An 18,792-nucleotide genomic window follows, 5' to 3' on the forward strand; every position below is an offset into this window, starting at 1 on the left:
CTGATTAAGAATAAGCCAATATCATCTTTTATCCCCACACTCATATAGAGTCCATCCTGACACACCTTGAGCTGTTGGATAGATAAAATCAATCCCAGACCATTTTGGCGAGACCATATCAGAGAACTGATACTCCCAGAAATACCATGCGGAACTTTTTAACTTATCGCCATCTTTACTATAAACAATAAAAAAAGATTGATTAGAAAAAAACCTTAAAAAACGACCAGCGATACCAAAAGGTTTATAGTTGGGAATATATGAAACAAAATAGCATGAATGCGAGTAATTCCATATTTTCCCACTTGGCGCAGCCGTTTTATAAGCTAATATCTTAATGGTAAATAGCATAGACAGCATTATAAAGAAAACCACAAAAAAAATACAACCATTTTTTTAAATAAATTAAGCAACTTTAGCACTCCTTTCTTGGCATTCTAATAAATCTAATTTACTGATATGAATAATAACGTCTACAGGTATTTTTTTTACTTTAGAATAAAAAATCCCCGGTTTTTGTGTTGTTTTCTTTTTTGAATTTTCTCTATACTCAATAAATGAATTATTGGTAACTCTATAATAATCATTACCATTTTTACTGACCACTTTACTTTCAAAAATCTCATTTATTAAACTTGGTTTTATTACACCATGCCATCCCCAATAACCAAGAGGTTGATCATCCCCATCATTCATAAACTCATAGGTATCTCTCACATACAAACCAATTTGATTAATCTCAATCCTATAAAGACCGTCTTTATCATTAGATACAATTTGGTCACTAAGATTTAACAATGTAACATAATGATTACACGCATCCATTGGAATATCGGTATAATAATTTTCACTTTGCCCCTCGAGTTCTTTTATTTTTTGGTCCATTTTTTACGGGGTGTCGCCTGTAATCCAAGTTGCTGTCTGACCCACAGGCTACGTCGAACAAGATTTAAAAGGCTGCGAGAACCGAATACCAGTGACTAACGTGTCAGATGTATCTGTGCAAATATTGACGGATCATCAACCCTACCTTCGGGATGAACCGGCAATACAATGTAAACATGAAATGGCTGAACCATGTGGTTCAAAATTGCACGCTTAATACGCTAACCAGGCCATTCGGCTACCGGGTTTTGGGGCATATTGTATCTCATATAATAGATGTTTTATTCAGAAAAAATTAGTTCAACATATAATCATTGACATTATTAGTAATTTATGTCTTTATTATCACAGACAGGTATATTCCACCCAGCCCAGCCATCAGCCGTAGGATAAAGAACATAGGTATCTGACATCCATTTAGGTGCGATAAGATCATAAAATTGATCTTCCCAAAAATACCATGCTGAATTTTTCAATTTATTGCCAAATTTATCATAAACAATAAAAAAATGATCAGACGAAAATATTTTTACAATGCTACCTGTCCGCCATAAAAAGTCATAATTACGGTGATAAACTGTCAGATAGCAACTTGATGAACTATTAGTATAAATACTTTCTTTCTTTGCGTTTATGCAACTCACAATATCTAACAATGTTAAAAAAAACAAACCTAATAGAAAAAAACATAGAAATTTATTTTTTATTTTCATGTTTAGCCTTTGTTTGTGAGATATATTCCTTTATATTTTTATCATCGAGGTGAATTTTAATAGATACAGGAGTTCTCTTTATTGTTGAATAAACATAAAAATCACCAGCTTCAGGAGGCTTTTTATTTCTACCGATTTTATTTCTATACTCTAAAAATGAGTTATTTGTGACTTGATAATATCGTTCCCCTCCAGACTCTATCGACAAAGGCTCTTGAAACCAGTCTATTAGATTAGGCCTTTTTACTCCAGCCCACCCCCAATAACCTAATAACTGATCTGACTCATCATTGATGAAGTCGTAAGTATCCCGCACATACCAACCTAATTCATCAATAAGAATCACAAATTGACCAAATTCTGCTTTTTCAACCCGTAATTTAGTGAAGGCAAATTTTATTATAAAAGACCCTAGTGCACCATATACATCATCTAGCTCATCAGTACCTTTTTCCCATAAAGTTGAACCTATACGGACGAAATTAAACTGCCCTTTAAAATCTAAATCCATAGCCGACAGTGATGTAAAGTCAATGTTGCACTCATAAAATTTGTGATTGATTCTGTCAAAATATCCGTTTTGTTCAATACGGGATATGATAACATTCAGTCCATTTGATAACGTTTTTAACCCTATTGTTTTCTTCCCGAGAAAATTATGATACTCCCGAACAAAAGTAACACTTAGGAGGTTTTGATTGAATATTTTTGTTACTCTCTCTGATTTCAACCATTGAAAATCAAGATCATATAAAATATGTATCTTATCTATTGTTTTTATAGCGCCATCACCTATTTTCTCTTCCATAGTCATTTCATAAAGCGGATCGTTAAACCATTTTCTCATGAATTTAGCTGCAACAACCCACCCCATTTTTTCCATTACCTCAGGTATATCTGTTATTTTAAACAGCCGAACAGACACTTTTTGCTGATTATCTTCCTGTTCAGTGAGGCTGGATTTAACCTTCATCTCATCCATGATATTAACCTATTATCAATGATTCTTGTCTTAGAATAGTTAACTCAACTTCATGTTTTTCTTTATGGCTCATAATATAAGTACACCCTTTATTATTAGAAACATTTTCCACTTTCTCTCCTGGTGATAATGTCAGTCTATATGCTATTCCTGCGGCCGGCTCATTTGTTCTGTCATCAAGCAGAATAAAACCTCTGCTATAAACACCCTCCTTGCCGGGCAAATATGGGAATTCAGCCTGCCGGGATTTACTCGCTCCCAGATAAGTTTTTTCCACCTTCCTCAGATACACCTGCGGGGTGCCGTACTCTATTTTCCCGGCTTCCAGCTTCAGATAACTTCCGCCGCCGATTAAGGTGATGCGCTTTTTGCCTGCAAAGGAAATATCGCTCACCGATGTGAGGGTGAGCTTCTTCTCTGCCGCGAGCTGCATGCCGCCGTTCTGTGCCTGCACCTCCAGCGGGCCCTCGCCTGATTTCAGGCTCAGCGGCCCGCTGCGGGCGAACAGCCCCAGTTTTTCACCCGCCAGTGCAGTCATGTTGCCCATAGCGCCCACGCTGATATCGCCACCCGCACTCACCGCCACATTCTTCGTAGCCGTAAGCTGCGTGTGCTCGCCGCTGGTGAATGCCATACCGTCCGGGGCCTGCATGTGAATCAGCACGTTCAGCGGTTTCAGCCGCTCGCTGAACATCGCGCTCTGGCTGGCGATGTCTGCCTGCAGCGCGTTCGCGGCGTCAGCTGCAGCGGAGAGCTGGCGAATGACACCATATTCATCGGTGCGCAGCTCAAAGCCCGCCCCGCGCGGTTTATCCTGCCCGTCCACCAGCCGCCCTTCGCCGAGCTGCGTTTTGCCGTATTCGGTGGTCAGATGGATGTGCTCATCGCCCCGTTTATCTTCCATGCGCAGCTCGTTCTGCGCGGGTGTGCGCAGGAGTTATTTCTTTTTTATAGACATTGCTTATAGCGTTTCAATTTAAGACATTCTTTTCTATATAAACCTGAAGTTCACGAGATTTATAAAAGCGCATGCATAATATGAAAATCATATTGCTTTCAGAATCTTTTACTCGGGGCTTTGAAATGTAATAATCTCTTGTTTCTTCTTGTATGAATTTTTTTAGCCTTCTCGATATTTCTGGAGATTTATTATCTATAGCAATCCACGAAAAAAAATATGATTCGTCATTCAAACCATTGTAATTATACAAGCCTAATTCACTATAGTTTATATCCAAGCACTCTTTTAAGCTCAAGTCTTTCACGGTACCTATTGGGATATTTACAATGCTTTTTGAACAAACACTCCATGATAATAAAAGCAATGAAAAAATGACACTATTAAAGAATTTCATTTTAACTCCCAAAAAAATGCAGCTGTGGTTTCCACTAAATACATTTCATGTTTATAGGCATCGTATCTAGGCTCTAAATGCCAAACATAATATGCGGCACTCGTAGGATCATTCTCCTCAGGAACACCACCTACATAAAGCAATTTTCCTTTATTCCATAAAGTGAAATGTCCTGTAGCATCTCCCCACCCAATAACATCAAAAACAATTATGCCGGTTTTGTTATTTATCTTTGATAAAAAATTATTTTCAGCATATGATTTGCGCCTGTAATATTCATCAAAATGATTATTGGCATATGTTTCAGAGCTGGTTATATCCTCTATTGTCGCAGGAGGAAGTTGTTCAGGATATTTTAATGAAAAGTCAGCATTTCCAAATAGTTTGAACAATTCTTGTTTTAGCTCCTTAACGCGTAACCAGTAATTAAGACCATCGTCTCCCTTGACCATCCCTCCTGAATCAGGTGGTACTCCTAATTTTACACCACTATGATTTAGCGCATAACTCAGTCTTAATGCACATGTATTCCTATAGGCGCGCCTATCAGCATCCTTTGCTAAATCCTTCGAAATACGTATAAAAAAATCTTTTCGACTAACACCTTCGGAAGGATAATGTTCTAACATTTTTGTCCATGAAGGTCTGTTTACGATCAGTGCACTTGAATAAACGCCATTAACATTTGCTATAATAATTTTCTTCATTCCTCCTCCAGACATTATAAATCGAGATCATCATATATACATGGATTTTTAGAACTTAGTACATCCCTTAAAATGGCTTCCCCTTTTTCATTCACTTGTCCGCTTAAAATAAGACTAATATTATTGTTATTACCATCCGTATAAATAACCTCGCACTTTACTGTATCACCTGTTAGATACCCCTCTGTGACAACATGCAAATTCAGATCAACAAAATATCTAGATGTTTTTTCAATTTTTATTAACTTATCACCGTAAGACCATCCAACTGAAACAACTCTTTTATTCAAATTAGTATCGCCAATGGTCGAGTATCTTTGGCTATCTGGTAACGCCATTGCGGCTGCGGCTTTAGAAGCATTAAACGTCCTCTCCACCTTCCTCAGATATACCTGCGGGGTACCGTACTCTATTTTCCCGGCTTCCAGCTTCAGATAGCTTCCGCCGCCGATTAAGGTGATGCGCTTTTTGCCTGCAAAGGAAATATCACTCACCGATGTGAGGGTGAGCTTCTTCTCTGCCGCGAGCTGCATGCCGCCGTTCTGTGCCTGCACCTCCAGCGGGCCCTCGCCTGATTTCAGGCTCAGCGGCCCGCTGCGGGCGAACAGCCCCAGTTTTTCACCCGCCAGTGCAGTCATGTTGCCCATAACGCCCACGCTGATGTCGCCACCCGCACCCACCGCCACATTTTTCGTGGCCGTAAGCTGCGTGTGCTCGCCGCTGGTGAACGCCATACCATCCGGGGCCTGCATGTGAATCAGTTCGTTCAGCGGTTTCAGCCGCTCGCTGAACATCGTGCTCTGGCTGGCGATGTCTGCCTGCAGCGCGTTCGCGGCGTCTGCTGAAGCGGAGAGCTGCGCTATCTGCTGCAGGCACAGGTCGATTTCCTTCACCGCCGTTTCCCGGTCCAGCACCTCGCCCGCCGCCTTCTGCTGCCCGTCGGCGCTGATGAACAGCCCCTTCGCCACGCGAATGACACCATATTCATCGGTGCGCAGCTCAAAGCCCGTACCGCGCGGTTTATCCTGCCCGTCCACCAGTTGCCCTTCGCCTAGCTGCGTTTTGCCGTATTCGGTGGTCAGGTAGATGTGCTCTTCGCCCCGTTTATCTTCCATGCGCAGTTCGTTCTGCGCGGGTGTGCGCAGGATATTCCGGCTGCGGTTGTCACGGTTCACCACATCCGGGTGCGCCGAATCATGAAAGGCGTGCGCGATATAGGGCCGGTCCGGGTCGCCGCCGTCAAAGGCGACGGACACCTCCGTGCCGGCCAGTAGCGGCGTGTGCCAGCCGTATGTCTCGCCCGCATACAGCTTCGCCAGGCGTACCCACAGATAGCTGTAGCCGCTCTCGCTGCCCTCGCGGTCCATGTCCAGCTTCACCCGGTAGCGGCCTGCTTCGTCCAGCCAGGCGTACGTGTCCTTCGGGTCCCGGCTTTCCACCCGTGCCGGCACCGTGCCGTGTATTTCCGGGCGCGGGATTTCTGGCGGGCGGTAGCAGTAGCGTTCACTGTAGGGCATCCCCCACACCGACACATGCAGGCGCGAATCGCGCGAAGCGCGAAAAGTGGTGAGCGTGATAATCACCCCTTCTTTCAGCGCGCGGATGACGTCGCCCTGCGGCTCCAGCACCATCCCCGGCGTGAGCGCGCCGGCGTTGCTGAAGAGATGCACCCGCAGCGAGTGATTCAGCTCACGCTCATGGTGAATCCGCGCGTAAAACGCCCCGCTTTCGCTTTCCGGTTCGGGATCGGTGTCATCGCCCTGCTCCCGGTACGGTTCCGCGTAGCGGTAATGCTCGCCGGTGGTCACTGCCGCGCTGCGCACTCTGACAGTGGCGTCCAGCGGCGTGGTGGCGGCGGGGTAATAATAGTCGCGCGTCTGCACCCTGCCGGTGACGGCGTTATGCCAGGTGCGCACGCCCCAGACCGCTTCCTGCGCGCCGTCATGCAGGCCGGACGGCTCGCGATACGGCAGGCGGACGTCAAAATGATAATTGAGCTGGCTGTCAGCAAAAATCGTCACATCCAGACCGCGCAGGCTGTCCATTTCCGTGCGCCACCAGATCCCCACTTCTGACAGCAACCGCTGAATAAATTCAAGGTCAGTCTCGCGCCACTGGGTGATAAGCTCACGCTCCGGGTATTCCCGCTCCAGCCGGAAATCAAAATCCGCCCCTTCCAGGCCATGCTCGCGCAGTACCTGCTCCACCACTTCGGGCACCGACTGGTTGAGAAACACGCGACACTGGCGCGTACGCGACAGCAGCGCCAGTCTTGAAGATAGCGTCACGCTGTAGTGCGACTGATCCTCACTGGTGGAGTACCACTCGAACCGGGTGACGATGCCGTAAACCGTTCTGCCGCTCTGCATCCCAAGGCTCGCGTATTTCATCAGCGCCTGTTCTGGCCGGATATCGGCCTGCGGGGTAGTAAATTCGATATTCCAGAAAAACGGTTCGCTTAAGGCCTCGCGCCCACGAAAACGCAGCACGTCCGGTGTGATATCACTGTTGTGGATCACCAGCCCATACCGTGACAGACTCTCTTCTGGCTGGCCCCCATTATCCGTGTTCATAGATCACTCCTTTGTCTCCACCAGATTGAGCCAGCCGTCACCCAGCTCCACCACTCCTGGTTTATCCGGGTCAAGATCCTCCCTGGAAAGCACCAGTCGCCAGCGGTTGTCTTTGACGTCAGGATGGTTAAACAGCCCCACTACCGCTACAAACTGTGCGTTTTCTTCCATCGGCATATCAAGCGTGACATTGCCCTTCGGGATGATGAGCAACTCGCGGGAAGCCAGCAGATCGTCTTTCAGCACGGTGTCCGCATTCTGCAATAACGAGCCGTAATCAGCCGCATCGAGAGTTTTACGATCTTTAAGCTGATAGACCCTGACCATGGTCGCAAGCGGCGTCTGGTCGCCATCCACGTTAAGCGCCGCTCGGGCAGAAAAATCGAGATGTAATGTTTTGATCTTTTTATAAAACACCGATTTCGCCATACTGACCGTCCCGTCTTTCACCGCCTGGGTAAGACCACAACCCGTCATGACGCAGCACAGCGCGAGCGTTATCGCATGCCATCCTTTGTTTGGCATAAATGTATTCCTTTCTGAAAAATGGTTAGTCGAAGCGGTAACTGCCCTCTGCGGCAAGCGGCAATACCGTGCAACTCAGGCTTTCATAACATCCCAGGCTGACCGTGATGCACTGGCGGTTATCGCTGAGTTTGCCGCCTTTCAAACCCAGCAGGCCTGTGCGGCCAAGCTGAATGCGCCGATGTTTCGCAAGCTTTGGTTCAGGGAGTAAATGTACCGGCACTGTCAGGCGAAGCCGTGCGTCACTGCGATAGCCGAGATAAACCCGCATCAGCGCCAGCAAATCAGTATGCAATTGCCCGCCCGGCAGCCAGCCTGCAGCCTCCTGCGGATTGCGGGTGAATAATGTAATGAGCACCCGACTGTTTGCATCACGCGCCATTTTTCCGAGTGTCGCACGCTGCGCTAAACGTACTCGTTCGCCTCCCCCCAGCCCGCTGCGGTTTGTCACCCGCACTTTTACAGGATCGCGCTCAGAGATCTCTGCCCGTGTGTCTGGTGCCAGCAGAGTCACCAGCGCGCGTATTCCCTCAGCATTTCGCGTCGGTAAGCGCATGGCGCCGAGCAGCGCGAGAAAACGCGAAACGGGGGTAGCGATATGTTCTGCCGTGCCGGGAATGCCAAGTCCGACCAGCCCAAGCAGGCATTGAGAAGTGGCATCTGTCCCGCCGGGCTCAAACGTGGCCGGGTACGCATATTTCCGCCAGATGCGGTAATACTGTGTGGCGATACGGTGGCCGAAGATATCCAGAAACGAGGATACGGCTTCCTGCCCTTCGCGCCGCTGAGCGATATCATCCAGATAGTTGCCCGGTAGCGGCGAGTCGACGCCGTACATGCCGAGAAACGTAGTGCGTACCGCGGGCGGGGAGCCGGGGTGTTCGTCATCCGTTTCCACGCGGCGTAATTCACTGGCCGGAAATCCCATGCCCGGCCAGGAGCGAAACCGCACCGAATCATTTTCAGGGTAGCTGGTGCTTCCCAGGAGCGGATGGTCAGGATGTTCCTGCTCAAGCAACTGGCAGAAGCGATAGAAATTAACGCGCCAGATCTCCTCGCCTAATTGCTGCGTCAGCCCGGTATGTGCTGGCTGTGGTTCTCGCGCCATCTCAGTCTCTTCCCTGTCGGTTGCAATACCAGCGTGAGCTGATTAAAAAGATGAATATCCGCGTAAAGTGCAAAGAAGCGATGCAGCATTTCACCAAACAGATTCACATCGCCCTCACCGGCAAAATGTTGTGTGTCCAGAGTCACTTCGATATCCACCCCTCTTTGCATAAACCCCTGTTCAAAGCGACGTATAAGGGTGTGTTTCACCGCGACGATTGCGTCAAGACGTCGGCGATTCATCTCATCGTCGGTCCAGTCGTAGAGCGCCAGCGTGCCGCGCAACACCTCGGGGTTATCCAGCGGTCCTTCCGGCCCCTGCGCCTGTTTAAGAATGGCTTTGGTGTTTTTCTTTTTACCTATCAGATTTTTTGCGGATTCCACCAGAGAATCCGCCAGCGCCTCACGCTGCTGACCGGTTTTTCCCTGATAGTTTAAGGTGTTCATTAGCGCTACCAGCGGAGACTGGCGCACATCGGCCAGCAGGTTCAGTTGGGCAATTGAATCTGATAGCGAATCAGCTTCAATCCACTGGATGCTGTTGACCATATTGAGCCAGGCATTACCGAAGTCAGTAAAGTAACGCGCGGTCACCGCCGGGCGGCTTTCGCCGTAGCCCTGCACCGCAAAGCAGCTCTCCGGCACATCGCCGGTGTCGCGCATCCAGTCGCGCACCGCTTCGGCGCGCTTAAGCGACAGCTGCTGGTTGGCGCGTTCGTCGCCCACATCGTCGGTATGCCCGGCGACCACAATCAGCCAGCCCGGTCTGGCCTTAATGCCCACCAGCGCGTTCACCAGCACTTTCGTGGAGCCGGATTTCAGCCGCCACTGACCGGTGTCGAACAGTGAAAGCGCGTCCAGGCGGATCGTCTGTGGCGCTGGGCTGGTTGGTGCAGAAGGAGGAACATAACCATCAATCGCCTGCTGTAACGCCAGCCAAAGCCGCTGCCCGGTGTACAGGCCCAGTCCGTAACGCTGGGGTTCTCCCTGGCGCTGCCAGCGCTCAAGAAGCAAAGCATCACGCTTAAGTACGCTCAGCGATTGCGCTTTAGGCGCAGTGCGGCCCATAGGGATCGCGCGCCAGCGCGCCAGATCGCCGCCGATTTGCTGAATCAGCCGTTGATTGTTGGCAACAGAAAAGGCCAGGGCGGCCAGGGCGCAGCACAAAAGAAGCGCGGTAGCGCGACGGCCCGTTTTCCCGCCTGGCATCGGCGCCGTATAGGGCGTAAGAAGTGCCAGCAGCGGATCGGCAAATAAAGAGGCAGGCACTGCGCTGCCTTCGCTGACAGAGAGCTGCAAACAGGTACGTTGATATAGCCATTTTGACCATAGTGCCTGGCTATCCGAATCCATAGCACCTGTACGGAACGCCACCGCAAAAGGGAGTACAAGAGGAAAAACGCGGTCAGCTTTGCTCAGTTCATTGATGACAACCTGCCTGATAAAAGCAAAAGCTTCTTTGAGCACTGGAAACGCCATAAGACGATTTTCTGTCTGCAGCCATTCATCAAGCGATGCCTGCGGCGCGTTTTCAGGACAAACAAAAGGCTTATTGCCGCGCACGATAGTCCAGGGCGTTTCAGGGCCGGAGAAACGGCAATTAAGCAGTACCGGTAGCGGAAAACCAGTCAGCAAAGTAACTTGCCGGATTGCCTGGCGTACCGTTTTAAGCCCGGCGCGTAAAACAGCCTCATCCTGATGCTTATCCGCAAGGCAGCAATACATCACCGCCAGTTGCTCCACCAGCGCGGGTTGGTGAGCCTGCAACATGCGAACCACATTTTGTAGTTCGCTGACATTGTCGACACGCAGCCAGCAGCCTTGTGCGGTATGGCGAACCGGCTGGGTAGGAAACAACTGCTCCAGTCCATCCCCGCACACCAGTACAAGCGGCCCCGACAGGGAATCAGGAAGTGAGGTAATGACCGGGGAAGCTTGCGATGAGGGAATATCACGCGGGCGTGCCACCCACATAATCCGACTGGCAGCAGCCACCAGCAGCAGACTTAGCAGTCCTTTAATGGCAACTAACAACGGAATGAAACACCACAGCAGCCACAGCAATGCCGCAAGGCAAATCAGTAAAGGCGGGAGCACGGAGAGAATGAGCGGCTTGCGCATGTCAATGCAGCTCCGGAAGTTCAGCAGTCAGAAGCGCCTGAAGCCAGAGATGCCCGCACCACCAGGCGATCACGGTGATGATGATCGAAAGCAGGATCCAGAATCCGACAGAACGCAGCAGGTTATAACGCCGTTTTTTTGTTTTGCGAACAACCAGAGAAATATCGCTCTTCACCGGCGGCACCTGCGCACTCAGGGCGTTTAGCGTTTCCTCTCGCTGAGTTTGGCTGACGGTTTTCACACCGTAAAGCCCCTGAAAACCCAGCGAAAGAACACGGTGGTAGCAGGTTAAGACGGCCTGTAATGGCGCGGGCTGGCGTAATACTTCTGCAATGCGATCCCAGAGCGCCTCGCCTGCACGTAAGGATCCAAAGTATTTAGCTTGCAGGGGGGCCATTCGCCATTCTCGCTGGCCTTCATCGGTTATCACCAGTTCCCCGTCCTCCCTCAGCGCTGGTTTGCGGCTCATCACCGTTTCATCCAGTAGCGCGCACTGAGCATATGAAATGTGTTCTATGCTGGCATCGTCATAGCCCGCCTGTGTAAGCGCTTCGCGTACGCTTTCCACCTGGGCGCAGCAGGTCTTGTACAGCGATTTTCCATCAGGGACAGAAGCGCCATAGCGCAACATCGTGACTGTTAGCCACGTATCGGCCATCAATTGATCAATGTCGATTTCTTCTCTCATGAGCGCAGCACCGCAAACAGTTCAATTTCAAGCGCGCCCAGCAGAGACGGTACATAAAACATGCATACGCCCTGCTCCAGCATGTCGCGCGCGGCCGCGCTTTCCATATCCAGCGCAAAATAGTGATTTTCCAGGCGCACCGGCAGCGCAGCAGGCACGCGCATCACCGGAATCAGCGGTATGCCATTCAGCGCGCTGATGGAAACCGCGTTTACTTCATCCGGGGAGCCAGCTTTACAGAGTTCAGGAAAACGTTCGGCAATTTGCCAGGCAGGAATATCGGATCGTACAGAAAGATAGAAATCAGCCTCTTCCCGCAGGCGCATGTCATGCAGCGAGGTTTTCCAGGTCAGTTCATCCAGCCGTGTCATTGGCAGCGCGATAACCCGTGACGGCAGGCTTGCTTCCAGTAATTCGGTTATCAGATCAAATAAACGGGGAAAAGTGTGCTCCGGCTCGGCGTGGTCGTATCCGGGAATAATGTCCAGATCGTGTTCGAGTGAAAACGTCAGCATGCTGCCTGCGAGCCGTGCCAGTTCAGCCCAGACCTGTTCAGGATGACGTGCCGGAAAGCGTTCATATTCGCTCAGCACGCGGGCATGGGAATTCAGGGCATTAAGCAACCAGAACAACGACACATCCGCGACAGCAAAATCAGCAAGCCGCTCGTTGCTTTCACGACGCATAGACATTAATCGCTGGCGGCGGGAGCGCAACTGGCGATTCAGCAACACCAGACGCTCCTGTAACATCGCGCTTGCGGAAAATAACGCCATTGGCGGAATAAAACTCGCGTCCTGTCGCCAGCCGCCTTGCCCGTCACGAACCAGTCGACTTACAGGACAGGTTTGCCAGGATTCATTACTTTCATGCCCAAAGCGTAAAGAGAGATTAAAGTGCGCCACGGCAACAGACTCTTCTTCGGGTCCAAATGCATCGGGCAGTGAAACCCACTCCTCGCGGTAGCGTAACGGACGCTCAGAGACGAAAGAGGCTTTCTGCACGTTTATAATGCCGGGCTGCATCGGTGGCAGAGCCAGCAGTAAAGTAATGCTATCTTGCCCTGCCAGCTCATGCGGGTTGAGTTCGCGGGGTTGCGGCGGAAGGTCGCTGTTCAGCGTATCTACCAGCGTGCCATCGGGGAGCCATAAACGCAGAGCGCGCACCTGAATACGTCCGGAAGCAAGCAGCTCGTCATCCAGTTCAACGCGCTCTACGCCCCACGGAAACGGCGATGACAGCCCTAACACCCCGGCATTAGTGAACGCCTCCCAGGCAGATTGTTGCTGAAATTGCTGAGGGGACAGCAGCGCCCCCTCGTTCCACAGTGGTCGAAATATCTTCATTCCATCTCCGCCCGTCACGCCTTCGCTTTAGGCATCTGTGACACCAGCGACAGGCTGACGTCCATGCCTTCCACCTGGAAATGCGGCACGGCGTACAGCCTGACGCGGAAAAAGCCCGGGTTGTCTTCGATATCTTCCACCACCACTTTCGCATCGCGCAGCGGGTGTGACGCCTGCAGCTCGTCGCCCGGGTCAGTCATCTCCGTCACCAGACCGCGCACCCAGTTGTTCAGCTCCAGCTCCAGCAGACGGCGGTCTTTGGTGGTGCCGATGTTCTCGCGCTGAATCAGCTTCAGGTAGTGCGCGATGCGCGACAGCAGGAAGATATACGGCAGGCGCGCGTTGATGCGGCTGTTGGCCGTCGCGTCCGGCGTGTCGTACAGCGCCGGTTTCTGCGCCGAGTTCGCCGAGAAGAAGCAGGCGTAGTCGCGGTTTTTGTAGTAGGAGAGCGGGATAAAACCGAGGTTCGCGAACTCAAATTCACGGGTCTCCGGGATCATCACTTCCGACGGGATTTTCACCTGATTGCCGGTGCCGAGGTCATAGAGATGAATCGGCAGGTCCTGCACCGCACCGCCCGCCTGCGGGCCGCGGATCTGCACGCACCAGCCGTTATTAATGAAGCTCTTCACCATATTGGCCGCGAAGGCAAACGACGCGCTGGTCCACAGGTATTTTTCGTGGTCCGGCCCTTTCACCTCTTCCACATAGTTAAAGCTGCGCACCGGCACGGTGTCCGGGCCGTACGGCAGGCGGCCCAGCACGCGCGGCAGGGTCAGGCCGATATAGCGGGCATCGTCGGTGTCACGGAAGGATTTCCACTTGATGTATTCGGCGCGGTCAAAGTAGTTGCCGATGTCCTTAATCGCCGCCACCTCTTCCATGGAATCTTTGAGGAAAAATTTCGGGCCGACGGCACCGATAAACGGCATGTGCGCCGCGGCGGAGACTTTAGAGATGTTACGCAGCAGCGCCATATCCTGCGCACTGGCGTCAAACTCATACGAGGAAATCACCGCCCCCACCGGCTCACCGCCGGGCGTGTCATATTCCGCCGTGTAGGTGTGCCAGTAGAGGCCGCTCTGGATAATTTCCGGCGCGTCCTCGAAGTCCTGGCGCAAATCCTCTTTGGCGATATCGAGAATTTCCGTGCGCACGTTCTGGCGGTAGTCGGTGCGGTCCACCAGATGCTTCAGGCCGCGCCACAGCGATTCCACCTGCTGAAACTCCGGGTGGTGCATCACCGTATCCAGCTGGCGGCTGATTTGCCGGTCCAGCTCAGCGATATGGTGGTCAAGCAGCGTTTTGTCGAGCTTTTCAACCTGCTGGCCGGACTGTTTCAGGCGCTCCAGGAAAACCCGGACCGCGGCGGTCACGCGCTCATCGGCGGAGGCGTCCGCCAGGCGCTGGCTGTCCTGCCAGGCGTCGATATCATCAAGCGCGTCGACCGGGTGAAGGTTAATTTTTTCAAACAGCGAGGCGTAGACGCCGCCGGTGGTTTCCGGTACCTGCGTGGCGCCGGCAGCAGTGGGGGTGTTCTGAACAGACATCAGCATTTCTCTCGTTAATCCGTAATAAACCCGGTGCGCCTCAGGCGTGTTTCGGGGCCAGCGACGCCAGTTCCGCGCGTAAGCCATCGCTCAGGGCCGGATCCTTCAGGATGGTTTCCAGCTCCCTGCGGAAGGTGGCGTTATCAAGGAGATTGGATTTCAGGTCGCGCAGTAAATTGCGCATCGCGAGCATGGCTTTCAGCTGGGGAATTTGCCGCGCCACCTGCTCCGGCTCGAAATCTTTCATCTGGCGGAAGGTCAGGCGCACGTTTTCTTCGCGCCCGTCACCGGCCAGGGTATTTTCCACGGCGAGATTCAGCGCCGGTGAAAATTCCGAAAGCACGCTGTCGAAATTATTTTTGTTTATGTCGATTTTTTTGCGCTCAGACAGCGGCCGGTGCTCCTGGCCGTGACTGAAATCGCCGGTGACCAGTAATTTCAGCGGCAGCTCGATTTTTTTCTGCGCGCCACCGGTGTGCAGATTTAACTTCAGGTTAATACGGGCTTTAGGAAGTTCTTCCTGAAATGAACCAGACATGACGTGTTCCTTCATTAAGGCAATTTGACGTTGACGGAAAGAACAGGGAGCGTCAGCGACAATCCCTGCCGCATTCTCTGCCGCATCCTTTACGGCAGATAAAATCAAACACTTTAAATATGTTACGCCCGAAGCCAGCGTATACAAGAGGCCCGATTCTTATATCTGTTACACTGCATTTCAAAAAACAATAAAGCTTACAGACAGCCTTTGATATAATACAAAACGACTCCTGCTTCGTGTATTTATACACAAATACAGAAACCGGCAGGCGAAAATGACATCCGAATCTGGACCACGAAGAAATAAACGGAAAAAGCCGCACTGCGCAAAGGCGAATCCACCACAAAAATTTCAGCCTCAAAAAAAATTCACCATAAAAATACATATCAGGGAATAACATTCATCCGCAGGCAATTCATCCCAAAAATACATTTGACGCACTAATAATAATCAGGACACCAATTCGAAATTATCCATTAATAAATAACAACACTACTCATTTAAATATTGGCGTTAATACCGCGACACGTTTTCCCTTTCACCACGTATATTCGCTGACAAACGCTTTCTTTTTTGCTTTGTCATACAGACAAATCAGGCTAACCTTGTGTTTCATCTTGCCTGTGTTGCCTTTCATCATTAGCCCTGCCATACCCGTTTCATCCGGGAATAATACCGGTTTCGAAACTTGCACCTCGTCTATCCCGGCCGCGCTGACGCAAGCTTTGTTCATCGCGGAGAACAGCGCCTGCCAGCTGTCATCGCTTGAGGCTAACGCAGGGAGACTGCACATCGCGCTCCCGAAAAACATCATCGTCACGATTAATTTCATCACCTTACTCCGCATAAAAGTTCGCGCGAGGCGCGCCCCAGAAAGCATAGCGTGCGAACAGACTTCTGACCGCAAAGAGGCCGTTATTATGATTTCAACAACCCGTAAAATCGTCATCACCGGCGGGCCCGGCGCAGGCAAAAGTACGCTACTGGCGAGCCTTGCCCGCGCGGGATCGAACACGTCGCCAGAAACCGGCAGAGCAATTATTCAGGAACAGGTAAGCGCGGGCGGCGTTGCGCTGCCGTGGCTCGACAGAGAAGCATTCGCGGCGATGATGCTCAACCGGGAAAAGCAGGCATGGTATGCAGCCGACGCGATGAATGATGTGGTGTTCTTCGACCGGGGCATTCCGGATATCATTGGTTACCTGAATCTGTGTGAGTTGCCTGTACCAGAAACGCTTCACGACGCCGCACTTCGATTGCGCTACGACGCCATCGTTTTTATCGCGCCCCCCTGGAAAGCTATCTTCACGCAGGACGCCGAACGCAGGCAGACATTTAAAGAAGCGGTACGCACCTGGGAAGTGATGAAGCGAGTCTACACGCGCTACGGCTATGAACTGGCTGAAATTCCTTTCGCCACGCCGCAGGCACGAGCCGACTGGATACGGGCACAAACCGCGTTAATTCCGCCATGCCAGTGATCAACACAAAGTGTCCTGATGGCCTGGCCTGTTTCTCATTCCGCCTCTCCCGCGCCGGGATCAAAAAAGGCCACTCGCGTGGCCTCATTCCTTTTACACCTCCGGGAACACCAGATTGTTCCCTGGCGCTTCGCGATGAAGATGAATAAAGTTCAGGTGACGCTCGTACTGGTCGAGAATATCGATAATCACCTGCTCTTTGTTGTAATCCATCAGATCATTGCCCTGGCTGCCCTCCAGCAGGAAGGTTTCCAGGCGGAAATAGTGCGATTTTCCGCGGCGGGCGCGGTAGGTAAAGCCCGGCACTGAATACTGCTGCGGCCACACCTGATAAATAAAATCCTGCTCCTCGCCGAGATGCACGCGCAGATCCAGATACCCCAGCGGCGTCTCGTCGTCCGCCGCCACTTTTCTCAGCGTCACGCGGCCACCGCGCAGCTCCAGCTCTTTCGCCACATCTTCCATCGCCGGGTAAATCACGGTTTCCATCATCTGCTGGGTATAGCGCGTCCCCGGATAGTTCATCAGCCGTGACAGGCGTTTTTTCCAGCTCAGACGATCGTTGCCCGATGGAATATACGGCGCCGTATCGCGGCTGGCGCTGGCGCGACGGTGATCTTCCACCTTCAGCGATTTATACAGCCCGGCCATGATGAAGAAAATGACGAAGCTGAACGGCAGGCCCATGATAACCGTCGTGTTTTGCAGCGCCGAGATACCGTTGGTCATCAGCATCCCCATCGTCAGCACGCCGATGGCGACCGACCAGAAAATACGCAGCCAGTTGGAAGCGTCGCTGTTAATGTCTTTCAGCTTTGAGGTGAAGTTCGCAAGCACCAACGAGCCGGAGTCGGCGGAGGTCACATAAAACAGCATGCCGGTGATGGTCGCGACCGACGCGCTCAGTTTAAACGCCGGATACTCTGCCAGCAGGCTGTAAAAGCCGCGTTCGGCATGGGCGATAACCTCCTGCGCAAAGCCTGCGTCGCCGTGAATGATCTCATACAGCGCCGCATTGCCGAACACCGAGAGCCACAGCAGCGTAAAGGTAAACGGAATGATCAGCGTGCCGAGCACGAACTGACGAATGGTGCGCCCGCGCGAAATGCGCGCCAGGAACAGCCCGACAAACGGCGACCACGCCACCCACCAGGCCCAGAAAAAGAGCGTCCAGCTGTTCATCCACTGGCGCGGCATGTCAAAAGCGAAGGTATTGAGCGCCATCCCCATAAAACGGTTGATGTAATCGCCAATATTGAGCACCAGCGCGTTCAGCAAGAAATCCGTTTTGCCCATGAAGAGCACAAACAGGATAAGCCCCAGCGCCAGAATAACGTTCAGCTCCGAAAGAAAACGGATGCCTTTATCGACGCCCGATGTCACCGAAATGGTGGCGATAATCACTGACAGCACAATCAGCGCCATCTGCGCCGTCAGCCCTTCCGGGATATCAAACAGCACTTTCAGGCCGTAGTTAAGCTGCACCACGCCGATGCCAAGCGTCGTCGCGATGCCAAAAATGGTGCCGATCACCGCCGCGATATCAACGGTGTGGCCGATAGGTCCGTTAATGCGTTTACCGAAAATTGGGTACAGCGCGGAGCGAATGGTCAGCGGCAGGTTATAGCGATAGCTGAAGTAGCCGAGCGCAATACCCATCAGCGCGTACATTGACCAGCCCGTAAGACCATAGTGAAACAGCGTCCAGACCATCGCCTGTCGCGCGGCTTCGATGGTTTCCCCTGCCCCTGTCGGCGGCTGCATATACTGCGTGACCGGCTCAGCCACCGAAAAAAACATCAGATCGATACCGATGCCTGCGGCAAACAGCATTGCCGACCAGCTCAGCAGGCTGAATTCGGGTTTTGACTGTTCAGGCCCGAGTTTAATATCGCCGTAGCGCGAGCAAGCCATGAAAATAACGAAAACGATGTAGAGCGTGGCGGCTAGCATGTAATACCAGCCAAACGTCGCCGAGACCCAGTTGACCGCCGTCTGGATCCAGGCCGCAGACAGCTCACTGAAGAAGATAGTGACCAGTGAAAAAGTCAGAATCAGCGCGGCTGAGGTGTAAAACACCACGGGGTTAATTCTGTTTTTTTCACTGGCAGGTGGATTAGTCATCGGTTACCTCTGGTTAATATCCTGTCAAAAATGAAAGCGTTAGCGTGTTTATTGTTCTCCGCCCCTAAGGCGCGTCTCTTCTCCTTTCCAATAA

At 51.4% G+C, this 18,792-nt stretch carries 16 protein-coding genes and 1 pseudogene; 1 reads left to right on the top strand and 16 read right to left on the bottom strand.

Annotated features, from left to right (window positions below; all coding sequences use genetic code 11):
- Positions 1-21 precede the first annotated feature (21 nt).
- From G6041_RS06305 to G6041_RS06375, 15 genes and pseudogenes are all read right to left on the bottom strand, one after another.
- Positions 22-351 carry a hypothetical protein gene (locus G6041_RS06305; protein ID WP_213194857.1) on the bottom strand — a complete coding sequence of 110 codons (330 nt, stop codon included), beginning with the start codon at positions 349-351 and terminating at the stop codon, positions 22-24.
- Positions 352-405: 54 nt separating this feature from the next.
- The gene (locus G6041_RS06310) at positions 406-885 is read right to left on the bottom strand and encodes a DUF6402 family protein (protein WP_012124933.1); all 480 of its coding nucleotides are present in this window, start codon (positions 883-885) and stop codon (positions 406-408) included.
- A gap of 323 nt (positions 886-1,208) precedes the next feature.
- A complete protein-coding gene (locus G6041_RS06315) occupies positions 1,209-1,598 on the bottom strand; it encodes a hypothetical protein (protein ID WP_071818009.1) in 390 nt (129 codons plus the stop codon).
- A complete protein-coding gene (locus G6041_RS06320) occupies positions 1,582-2,580 on the bottom strand; it encodes a DUF6402 family protein (protein WP_012124934.1) in 999 nt (332 codons plus the stop codon). The genes G6041_RS06315 and G6041_RS06320 overlap by 17 nt, the downstream gene beginning before the upstream one ends.
- 4 nt (positions 2,581-2,584) lie before the next feature.
- Positions 2,585-3,517, bottom strand: a pseudogene (locus G6041_RS06325) (DUF2345 domain-containing protein); the annotation flags it as partial.
- A 414-nt stretch (positions 3,518-3,931) separates the two neighbouring features.
- On the bottom strand, positions 3,932-4,642 hold the full coding sequence (locus G6041_RS06330; RefSeq protein ID WP_071818010.1) for a T6SS effector amidase Tae4 family protein: 711 nt from the start codon (positions 4,640-4,642) through the stop codon (positions 3,932-3,934).
- Between the two features lie 14 nt (positions 4,643-4,656).
- On the bottom strand, positions 4,657-7,215 hold the full coding sequence (locus G6041_RS06335; RefSeq protein WP_166491638.1) for a type VI secretion system Vgr family protein: 2,559 nt from the start codon (positions 7,213-7,215) through the stop codon (positions 4,657-4,659).
- 3 nt (positions 7,216-7,218) lie between these two features.
- Positions 7,219-7,740, bottom strand: coding sequence for a type VI secretion system lipoprotein TssJ (gene tssJ, locus G6041_RS06340; protein WP_012124938.1), 522 nt, complete (start codon positions 7,738-7,740; stop codon positions 7,219-7,221).
- 25 nt (positions 7,741-7,765) lie between these two features.
- Positions 7,766-8,848: a type VI secretion system baseplate subunit TssG gene (tssG, locus tag G6041_RS06345; RefSeq protein WP_012124939.1), complete on the bottom strand. Its 1,083-nt coding sequence runs from the start codon at positions 8,846-8,848 to the stop codon at positions 7,766-7,768.
- Positions 8,812-10,968: an OmpA family protein gene (locus G6041_RS06350; RefSeq protein WP_084999317.1), complete on the bottom strand. Its 2,157-nt coding sequence runs from the start codon at positions 10,966-10,968 to the stop codon at positions 8,812-8,814. Before G6041_RS06350 ends, tssG begins: the two co-directional genes overlap by 37 nt.
- 1 nt (position 10,969) lies before the next feature.
- Positions 10,970-11,656, bottom strand: a complete 687-nt coding sequence (gene tssL, locus G6041_RS06355) for a type VI secretion system protein TssL, short form (protein ID WP_054628751.1) — start codon at positions 11,654-11,656, stop codon at positions 10,970-10,972.
- The gene (tssK, locus tag G6041_RS06360) at positions 11,653-13,002 is read right to left on the bottom strand and encodes a type VI secretion system baseplate subunit TssK (RefSeq protein WP_054628752.1); all 1,350 of its coding nucleotides are present in this window, start codon (positions 13,000-13,002) and stop codon (positions 11,653-11,655) included. The genes tssL and tssK overlap by 4 nt, the downstream gene beginning before the upstream one ends.
- Before the next feature lie 14 nt (positions 13,003-13,016).
- The gene (gene tssC / locus G6041_RS06365; RefSeq protein WP_085406850.1) at positions 13,017-14,558 is read right to left on the bottom strand and encodes a type VI secretion system contractile sheath large subunit; all 1,542 of its coding nucleotides are present in this window, start codon (positions 14,556-14,558) and stop codon (positions 13,017-13,019) included.
- Positions 14,559-14,592: 34 nt separating this feature from the next.
- On the bottom strand, positions 14,593-15,090 hold the full coding sequence (gene tssB / locus G6041_RS06370) for a type VI secretion system contractile sheath small subunit (RefSeq protein WP_041460519.1): 498 nt from the start codon (positions 15,088-15,090) through the stop codon (positions 14,593-14,595).
- A gap of 541 nt (positions 15,091-15,631) precedes the next feature.
- The gene (locus G6041_RS06375; RefSeq protein ID WP_041460716.1) at positions 15,632-15,925 is read right to left on the bottom strand and encodes a hypothetical protein; all 294 of its coding nucleotides are present in this window, start codon (positions 15,923-15,925) and stop codon (positions 15,632-15,634) included.
- 88 nt (positions 15,926-16,013) lie between these two features.
- Between G6041_RS06375 and G6041_RS06380 the strand changes: the two genes are divergently transcribed.
- Positions 16,014-16,574 (top strand): AAA family ATPase, encoded by a 561-nt coding sequence (locus G6041_RS06380; protein ID WP_012124945.1) that lies wholly within the window; start codon positions 16,014-16,016, stop codon positions 16,572-16,574.
- 93 nt (positions 16,575-16,667) lie between these two features.
- Here G6041_RS06380 and G6041_RS06385 read toward each other — a convergent pair whose 3' ends face one another.
- Positions 16,668-18,698 (bottom strand): choline transporter, encoded by a 2,031-nt coding sequence (locus G6041_RS06385; protein WP_012124946.1) that lies wholly within the window; start codon positions 18,696-18,698, stop codon positions 16,668-16,670.
- Positions 18,699-18,792 lie beyond the last annotated feature (94 nt).

This window comes from Cronobacter sp. HA18003 (assembly GCF_011605905.1).
Lineage (GTDB): Bacteria > Pseudomonadota > Gammaproteobacteria > Enterobacterales > Enterobacteriaceae > Cronobacter > Cronobacter sakazakii.

Coding starts and splice junctions, on each gene's coding strand:
- G6041_RS06305 (WP_213194857.1), bottom strand. CDS start 351: ATGCTATTTACCATTAAGATATTAGCTTATAAAACGGCTGCGCCAAGT.
- G6041_RS06310 (WP_012124933.1), bottom strand. CDS start 885: ATGGACCAAAAAATAAAAGAACTCGAGGGGCAAAGTGAAAATTATTAT.
- G6041_RS06315 (WP_071818009.1), bottom strand. CDS start 1,598: ATGAAAATAAAAAATAAATTTCTATGTTTTTTTCTATTAGGTTTGTTT.
- G6041_RS06320 (WP_012124934.1), bottom strand. CDS start 2,580: ATGGATGAGATGAAGGTTAAATCCAGCCTCACTGAACAGGAAGATAAT.
- G6041_RS06330 (WP_071818010.1), bottom strand. CDS start 4,642: ATGAAGAAAATTATTATAGCAAATGTTAATGGCGTTTATTCAAGTGCA.
- G6041_RS06335 (WP_166491638.1), bottom strand. CDS start 7,215: ATGAACACGGATAATGGGGGCCAGCCAGAAGAGAGTCTGTCACGGTAT.
- tssJ (WP_012124938.1), bottom strand. CDS start 7,740: ATGCCAAACAAAGGATGGCATGCGATAACGCTCGCGCTGTGCTGCGTC.
- tssG (WP_012124939.1), bottom strand. CDS start 8,848: ATGGCGCGAGAACCACAGCCAGCACATACCGGGCTGACGCAGCAATTA.
- G6041_RS06350 (WP_084999317.1), bottom strand. CDS start 10,968: ATGCGCAAGCCGCTCATTCTCTCCGTGCTCCCGCCTTTACTGATTTGC.
- tssL (WP_054628751.1), bottom strand. CDS start 11,656: ATGAGAGAAGAAATCGACATTGATCAATTGATGGCCGATACGTGGCTA.
- tssK (WP_054628752.1), bottom strand. CDS start 13,002: ATGAAGATATTTCGACCACTGTGGAACGAGGGGGCGCTGCTGTCCCCT.
- tssC (WP_085406850.1), bottom strand. CDS start 14,558: ATGCTGATGTCTGTTCAGAACACCCCCACTGCTGCCGGCGCCACGCAG.
- tssB (WP_041460519.1), bottom strand. CDS start 15,090: ATGTCTGGTTCATTTCAGGAAGAACTTCCTAAAGCCCGTATTAACCTG.
- G6041_RS06375 (WP_041460716.1), bottom strand. CDS start 15,925: ATGAAATTAATCGTGACGATGATGTTTTTCGGGAGCGCGATGTGCAGT.
- G6041_RS06380 (WP_012124945.1), top strand. CDS start 16,014: ATGATTTCAACAACCCGTAAAATCGTCATCACCGGCGGGCCCGGCGCA.
- G6041_RS06385 (WP_012124946.1), bottom strand. CDS start 18,698: ATGACTAATCCACCTGCCAGTGAAAAAAACAGAATTAACCCCGTGGTG.